Origin of the sequence: Moorena sp. SIO3I8, assembly GCF_010692325.1 — a bacterium.
GTDB lineage: Bacteria > Cyanobacteriota > Cyanobacteriia > Cyanobacteriales > Coleofasciculaceae > Moorena.
In genome coordinates this window covers 1-6,646 of the sequence record NZ_JAAHHW010000204.1, presented here as the reverse complement: position 1 = coordinate 6,646, position 6,646 = coordinate 1, and the positions used below count along the sequence as shown (strand labels likewise).

Genomic DNA, 6,646 nt, shown 5'->3' with positions numbered 1-6,646 from the left:
GTGTTAGTGGGTACGTAGGACTGAGCGAGTCGGGAGTCGGGAGTCGGGAGTCGGGAGTCGGGAGTCGGGAGTGGGGAGTCGGGAGTCGGGAGTCGGGATTCGGGAGTCGGGAGTCGGGAGTCGGGAGTCGGGAGTCGGGAGTCGGGAGTCGGGAGTCGGGAAGAGAAAATAGTCGTTAATTTTCAGGTGGGCAGTGCCTAGCAACCTGCATTGCCAGCTTGGTGAATCTGTCTGCGACCCTGCCCACCCTACAGGAACTTTAAACCCAGAATTTTTGGTAATAGGGAACAGCGGATCTGGGAACAGGGAACAAAATTATCACAATTACTACACGGATTGCTATTAGCCTTTTAAGGCAAAATGCAAAATGCAAAATGCCATGCTCAAGAGTGGTTTAAGCGATGCATCGCTTAGTCTATTAATCCTATGTTTACATCTCAAATAAAAATGCTATAGCGTTTTTCCTAGCTATGAGGTACACAGAATTTTTGCCCTATTCCCTATTCCCTGTTCCCTATTCCCTGTTCCCTATTCCCTACCTATTTCGTGAGCGCTGCCCTATAACCCGTCGCCGAGTCTGAAACCACATAGAAATACCTGTAATTGCTAAGGTTAATAAACCAAAGGCATTGAGAAAGGGATAAATCATTTGTAAGTTAATGGCACCAAATTTTCCTTTGTGCAGATCCAAAAGCCAAATAAATTCACTACTTTTATCAGTAATAACTGCCACCTGAAACAAGGAACCTGTAATCACAGTCAACAACACTGGCAAGACCATAATTGGGGCAAACCAAGCGTGCAATTGACGTAAACGGAATCTCTTAATAGCCATAGTAATTATCAATTATCAGGGCACTTTAAGTACAAATAAATATCTATCTTGGTTTTAGGGAGCAGGGATCAGGGAGCAGGGAGCAGGGAGCAGGGAATAGGCAAGAGGCAAGAGGCAATAGGGAAAAAATAATGTGTAGGTCATAGCTATGATAAACGCTATCTAATAGTAATATAATAGTAATCTAAATTCTAGAGAGTAGCTCAATGAATTGTGATAATTTTTGATTCCCTACTCCCTACTCCCTACTCCCTACTCCCTACTCCCTTTGTTATAGTAATAGTATTAGAATAATGGTTGCCAAGTTTTGCCGCTATCTTTAGATTGTAAAATTCCATTCTGATCATTAGCAGCGTATAAAAAATCGGGATTAGACGGGGCGATCGCCATATACAAAAATAAGTCTCCAGTTTCTGCGCTTATGGCTTCCCAAGTCCTACCCCCATCGGTACTTTTAAAGAATCCTCCGGAATCTTCTGAAAGGATGTGAAATCCATAAATTACTGTTTTTTCTGCTTCGGATTTCAGAGCCAGACTAGCAACGAGGGACTCTTGAGAATTGGGGACTAAAATCCAGCTTTTTCCACCATCCCTACTCTCAAATAATCCCAGAGTTGTAGCGGCAAACACGTGCTCAGGATTGCGCGGGTCAACTACTAAGTTATGGGGATTATCCTCCAGTCCCTGCGCTGGTAATTGATTCCAGGTTTTGCCACCATCCTTTGAAACCAACAAGCCTTGTTTTCCAGAAACCGCCCATCCATAAATTACTTTGGGGTTAGCTGGTGCGATCGCTAACGTCAGAAAATCTACCCCGAGCAGGGATTGGAGCTGCCATTGTTGCCCTTTATTGTAGCTAGTCAGAAAACCGAGCTTGCCTCCTGATGGTGGATGTAAGCTAGCATAAAAGCGTCCGCTATCCTTGGGATGAGCCACAAAGCTGGTGAAATTAGAACGAGTTTTGCCAACTTGCAGCCATTTCCCTGCCTCAGAACGCTGCAATAGACCATGATGGGTGGCTACGTAGAGGATTTCCGGATTCTCTGGACTAACAGCCATAGCGTGAATATTAGTCTTCTGCCACCACTTCTCAGGAGCATCACTAAGAATAACGTTGTTATTAGTGACATCATTGGTCACTCCTGTTATGGTTGACTGAGTGATATTGGTTTTAATTGTGGTGGGTTGACAACCCATCACCGTAATAGCAACAATACTGTAAATAAACCAATTTTTAACCATATCGTTTATCTCTACATTCATCTATACATCAATTGCTTGATTGAAGCGGGTACAAGTGGCCCTACCACCAGTAATCCTAAGATGAATTCTCCCAATCCCAGGGTTGGACTGGTAATTTCAGTTCTGGTAGTTAACGTTTTACTATCCACTGTTGCTGCTTCGGAAACTGTAGCGGTTGCCACAAGAAAAGTTATTGGTACTGATACCGATTCTAGACCAAGCTGGTTTGATGGTGATGGCGTAGTTGCCGCTTCTGGGGTTTGTTGAGGTATGGTTGTTGGTTAGAATGTCCGGTGTGGGCAAACAAAGGTTCTTTAATGTATTATAGGTCTGGTGTATAACTCCATTATTTGGGAGTACCTTGATAATCCTCCTTGCAGGTGGTGACAAGCGCACCCAAGACCGGGACATCAAGACAGCCCTAGATCTAGCACAAAAGTTATAGGAGATGGTCATGACCAACATCAAAACCCATCCCTGGGATGTGGCAGAACATCTGGAGACCAAAGAAGATATGGCTGCCTATCTCGAAGCTGCTCTTGAAGATGGCGATCCTGCCTTGGTGGTGGCTGCTCTAGGAGATATTGCTCGTTCCAAAGCAATGACACAAATTGCTCACGAAACCGGTCTCGGACATGAGAGTCTTGATCAGGCGTTGTTGATGGAAGGTAATCTAAAGTTAGCCACTTTTCTCAAGGTAATACAGGCACTTGGTCTACGGTTGCGGGCTACTTCGATATGAAGTATTGCATTTTTGTTGTTGTGTCTTTTGACTAACTTAGAACGTTTCTTCCTAAACCAATTGGTAACCCAGTTACTCAGAAAAGATTTCAAAATTAATAATCATATCCAGTAGGGATTTCAAAATAAGATGGGTTTACCCTGGATCAGGCAAGAGATAATAAGTCTTGACCCTGCAGCTTGCTTATTTCCATGGAAACCACCACTCAAGATATGCGTTCGCTTCCATTGCCCCCTGGTAACGTCTGTTTACCCATTATCGGTGAGACGATCAGCTTTTTAACGGATCGAAATTTCCACAAAAAGCGGTTAGACAAGTATGGGCGCATCTACAAAACCCACATTTTTGGTAGTCCTGCGGTGACGATGAATACTGCAGAAGCGAATCAATTTCTGTTTACGAATGAAAATCAGTATGTTGCTTCTATCTGGCCCAAAAGCACGCAAATCTTACTTGGAGCCGCCTCACTGGCCAACCAAACGGGAGTTTTCCACCAAAAGCGCCGTAAGTTAATGTCCCAGGCGTTTCAACCGAGAGCATTAGCTAGTTATATTCCCACCATGGCCAACATTACTAGCAATTATCTCCAGAAATGGGAACAGATGGGAACTTTAACCTGGTATCCTCAACTGCAGGACTATACCTTTGAGATCGCTAGTACCTTGCTGATGGGAACTGATGGAGGTTCCGAAACCCCTCTGGCTCAACTATTTAATAACTTTTCTGAGGGAGTGTTCAGTATCCCGCTCTCTCTACCTTGGACAAGGTTTGGTAAAGCCTTGCGTGCTCGTCAAGGATTGCTGACCTATATCGAAACCATTGTCCAACAGCGACAGCAACAGAAAAATCCCGGAGAGGACGCCTTGGGACTATTGTTACAAGCCGAGGATGACCAGGGGAATTCCTTGAGTTTGGATGAAATCAAAGACCAAGTGCTTCTGTTGTTGTGGGCAGGCCACGAAACCTTAACCTCTGCGATCGCATCTTTTTGTCTGTTGACAGCGCAGCATCCAGATGTTGTTGCCCATCTCCGTGCTGAACAACAGCAGTTTTCTGGTTCAGAAGCCCTAACCATGGAACATCTCAAGCAGATGACCTATCTAGAGCAAGTGCTCAAAGAAGTGCTGCGCATAATTCCTCCTGTTAGTGGTCTTTTTCGGAAGGTTATTCAGTCTTTTGAATTTAACGGTTACTTGATTCCTCAAGGTTGGAATATACTGTGCCAAATTACCGAAACCCACAAAGATGAGGAAATTTATCAATATCATCAACGCTTTGACCCAGATCGGTTTGGCCTAGATAGGAAAGAAGATAAACAAAAAACTTTTGGATATATCCCCTTTGGGGGTGGTTTACGGGAATGTTTAGGCAGGGAGTTTGCCAAATTAGAAATGAGGATTTTCGCGGCTCAATTGCTCCGGGATTATGACTGGAAACTAGTGCCAGGTCAAGATTTAGAAATGGTGGTGATTCCAACTCCCCATCCCCGGGATGAACTTAAGGTTAAGTTTAGTCGTAGAGTAAACTCTTAAGGTAAGCATATGCGCTACGCGCACGCTACGCGAACAGACGTGAGCTTTTAGCTCACGCTACTTGAGGTGCCATCAACCGTCAGCTTATTTTTTTCAAAAACTATTCCCGTAGCGTAGCCACAGGCCAAAGGCTGATATCGCGGCGCTACGGGAAAGGCAAGAGGCATGCATGCTAGAGGCAAAAGTTGATGGCAACAGCTTTTGCTGGTTGTATAAATCTCAAACACCTGAATCGGTAGTGCTATATCATCCTTAAGTTAAGCTTAAATCTCAAGTTGTTTAGGGTTTATTTGGTAGAGTAATTCACTATTAGTGCTTAAAAATGGCTAGTCTTCCCTAACCATTGCCATGGAGTGATCCAACACTGAAGATTTTAGTTTCACTGATGATCAATTCAATGTCGAAAGCTGACCATAGCCTGTCTAGGAAAACTCCCGGTGATTTATGGTATTCAGATCAAGAACTTTTGGCTCCATATTTATATCTCGAAAAAGATGGATACCTGGTTTATGTCATGGGTGTTAATGACCAGACTAAAAATTGGACTGAACAGGTTCGCGAAGTGCATAAAATGCACTTAAAAAAAGCAGGATATGATGGATTTAGTAATCGAATCGACAATGAATATCATTTAGTAGGAACCTATTTTTTTGTCATCAAAGACAATGAAATAGTACTAACATCACGAATTAACGATAGAACCAAGTCGAGTAGGTTCCCTTTTGAAATGGGGCAAAGACCTAATGGTGAACATTACGTTTTTCAAGACAAGATTCCGGCAGTCGATATCAATACATACAGCGTGATGCTCAGACACTACAGGCGAGCCATGCCATTACTATTAGCAGCTTTTGGTAAATATATTGATGACTTAGGAGCTAAAAGGGCTTTCTGTTTGGTTGATCGTGAAAACAAAGTTACTCAGAGGATGTATCATGATGATTTCCACTTCTTATACTCAACTACATTTGAGGAGCCGATAGTGTTCCCTTCTTTCCTCAATGGATTGAACCAGCAGCCAGTTGAATGGAAGATGATGGAATGGAATGAACAAACGATTAAGTATTATTCTGAATTGCACCGAATGATAACTATAGAAACGAAATAAAGCACCTAATAGTAAGTATTTATATGGCGGTGGTGCCCAGAAAACATCGTAAGGATTCAGTTCAATAGCTGTAAGTATATCCCTGACGTATTGTTCAGTAATTTGCTGAATTTGAACTCAGCTGGTAATGCCATCGATGTAGCACAAAGATTATTTTGTGAAGGCAAAAAATTAACGAGACTATGGTAGTATAGTTTTGTCAGCTAAAGGTTTAGAAGTTCTTTATGCTGAACAGTAGCAATGCTGTTGTGTAGTAGGAATTTACCTAGCCTTGAAGCTACCTTGGTGAATTGCACCAGTCAAATCTTACTTTTTTATTGATGGAGATTAGCCAACATGCTTACTGAATTTCAAACCAAGAAATGGACGCATTTGTTTAATATTTATGATACTAATAATGATGGTGTTGTAACCAAAGAAGACTTTGAGATTAAAGCGCAGACAGTAGCTAAGTTACATAATCTTGAGCCGGGATCCGCTGGTTATGACAAGATGTATGCCGAAGTCATGGCTGATTGGGATCATCTCCAAAAAGATGTAGATAAAAACAATAATGGTGAAATTAGTTTAGATGAGTGGCTCGAACATGGTTACACTCGAATTACCAGCAACGAAATGTACGAGACTGTAAAAAAAGAAGCTGATGAGGTTTTCGAGCTGTTTGATCAGAATGGAGATGGTGTTATAAGTCCTGAAGAATTTTATAATTTGATCAAAGCCTGGGGAGTTAGCGATGAAGAATTAGAGATTGCTTGCTCTAAGCTAAATCTGAAAGCAGGTAACACTTTGTCTAAGGATCAGTTTAAAGACTTGCTTGAACAATTTCACAAAAGTGATGACCCAGATTCTCCTGGTAATTATCTTTTCGGTTCTTTCTAAGCTCGATCGCTTTTAGCGTGGCCTACGGCCAATCGCGTAGCGTGACCAAAGGTCAATCGCTTTTAGCGTGGCCTACGGCCAATCGCGTAGCGTGACCAAAGGTCAATCGCTTTTAGCGTGGCCTACGGCCAATCGCGTAGCGTGACCAAAGGTCAATCATTTGATATTGTAGATCTCGTAGTGGCGTGGCAAGCTTAAAATAGTGTAATAGACAGAAAACAAACTGGATAATATGGGAAGAGGTCGTCGGGTAATGGTTTTTCTAACTTCAGACCAGAGAGAAAAACTGGAAGGAATTAGTCGTAATG

The 6,646-nt window shown here is 42.6% G+C and carries 7 protein-coding genes; 5 read left to right on the top strand and 2 right to left on the bottom strand.

The window, feature by feature from the left end:
- Positions 1 to 3 precede the first annotated feature (3 nt).
- Positions 4 to 204 carry a hypothetical protein gene (locus tag F6K51_RS34730; protein ID WP_293029969.1) on the bottom strand — a complete coding sequence of 67 codons (201 nt, stop codon included), beginning with the start codon at positions 202 to 204 and terminating at the stop codon, positions 4 to 6.
- 916 nt (positions 205 to 1,120) lie between these two features.
- Positions 1,121 to 2,077: a F510_1955 family glycosylhydrolase gene (locus F6K51_RS34725; RefSeq protein ID WP_293029967.1), complete on the bottom strand. Its 957-nt coding sequence runs from the start codon at positions 2,075 to 2,077 to the stop codon at positions 1,121 to 1,123.
- Positions 2,078 to 2,158: 81 nt separating this feature from the next.
- Here F6K51_RS34725 and F6K51_RS34720 point away from each other — a divergent pair, with 81 nt between their 5' ends.
- From F6K51_RS34720 to F6K51_RS34700, 5 genes are all read left to right on the top strand, one after another.
- On the top strand, positions 2,159 to 2,344 hold the full coding sequence (locus tag F6K51_RS34720) for a hypothetical protein (RefSeq protein WP_293029963.1): 186 nt from the start codon (positions 2,159 to 2,161) through the stop codon (positions 2,342 to 2,344).
- 187 nt (positions 2,345 to 2,531) lie between these two features.
- Positions 2,532 to 2,819, top strand: coding sequence for an addiction module antidote protein (locus tag F6K51_RS34715; protein WP_293029960.1), 288 nt, complete (start codon positions 2,532 to 2,534; stop codon positions 2,817 to 2,819).
- 191 nt (positions 2,820 to 3,010) lie between these two features.
- Positions 3,011 to 4,351, top strand: coding sequence for a cytochrome P450 (locus F6K51_RS34710; protein WP_293029957.1), 1,341 nt, complete (start codon positions 3,011 to 3,013; stop codon positions 4,349 to 4,351).
- 385 nt (positions 4,352 to 4,736) lie between these two features.
- On the top strand, positions 4,737 to 5,459 hold the full coding sequence (locus F6K51_RS34705) for a hypothetical protein (protein WP_293029954.1): 723 nt from the start codon (positions 4,737 to 4,739) through the stop codon (positions 5,457 to 5,459).
- 336 nt (positions 5,460 to 5,795) lie between these two features.
- Positions 5,796 to 6,338 (top strand): EF-hand domain-containing protein, encoded by a 543-nt coding sequence (locus F6K51_RS34700; protein WP_293029951.1) that lies wholly within the window; start codon positions 5,796 to 5,798, stop codon positions 6,336 to 6,338.
- Positions 6,339 to 6,646: the final 308 nt, after the last annotated feature.

Bases quoted from the DNA above. Each gene is read 5' to 3' on its own strand.
- F6K51_RS34715 (WP_293029960.1), top strand. From the start codon at position 2,532: ATGACCAACATCAAAACCCATCCCTGGGATGTGGCAGAACATCTGGAG.
- F6K51_RS34725 (WP_293029967.1), bottom strand. From the start codon at position 2,077: ATGGTTAAAAATTGGTTTATTTACAGTATTGTTGCTATTACGGTGATG.
- F6K51_RS34705 (WP_293029954.1), top strand. From the start codon at position 4,737: ATGATCAATTCAATGTCGAAAGCTGACCATAGCCTGTCTAGGAAAACT.
- F6K51_RS34710 (WP_293029957.1), top strand. From the start codon at position 3,011: ATGGAAACCACCACTCAAGATATGCGTTCGCTTCCATTGCCCCCTGGT.
- F6K51_RS34700 (WP_293029951.1), top strand. From the start codon at position 5,796: ATGCTTACTGAATTTCAAACCAAGAAATGGACGCATTTGTTTAATATT.
- F6K51_RS34720 (WP_293029963.1), top strand. From the start codon at position 2,159: ATGAATTCTCCCAATCCCAGGGTTGGACTGGTAATTTCAGTTCTGGTA.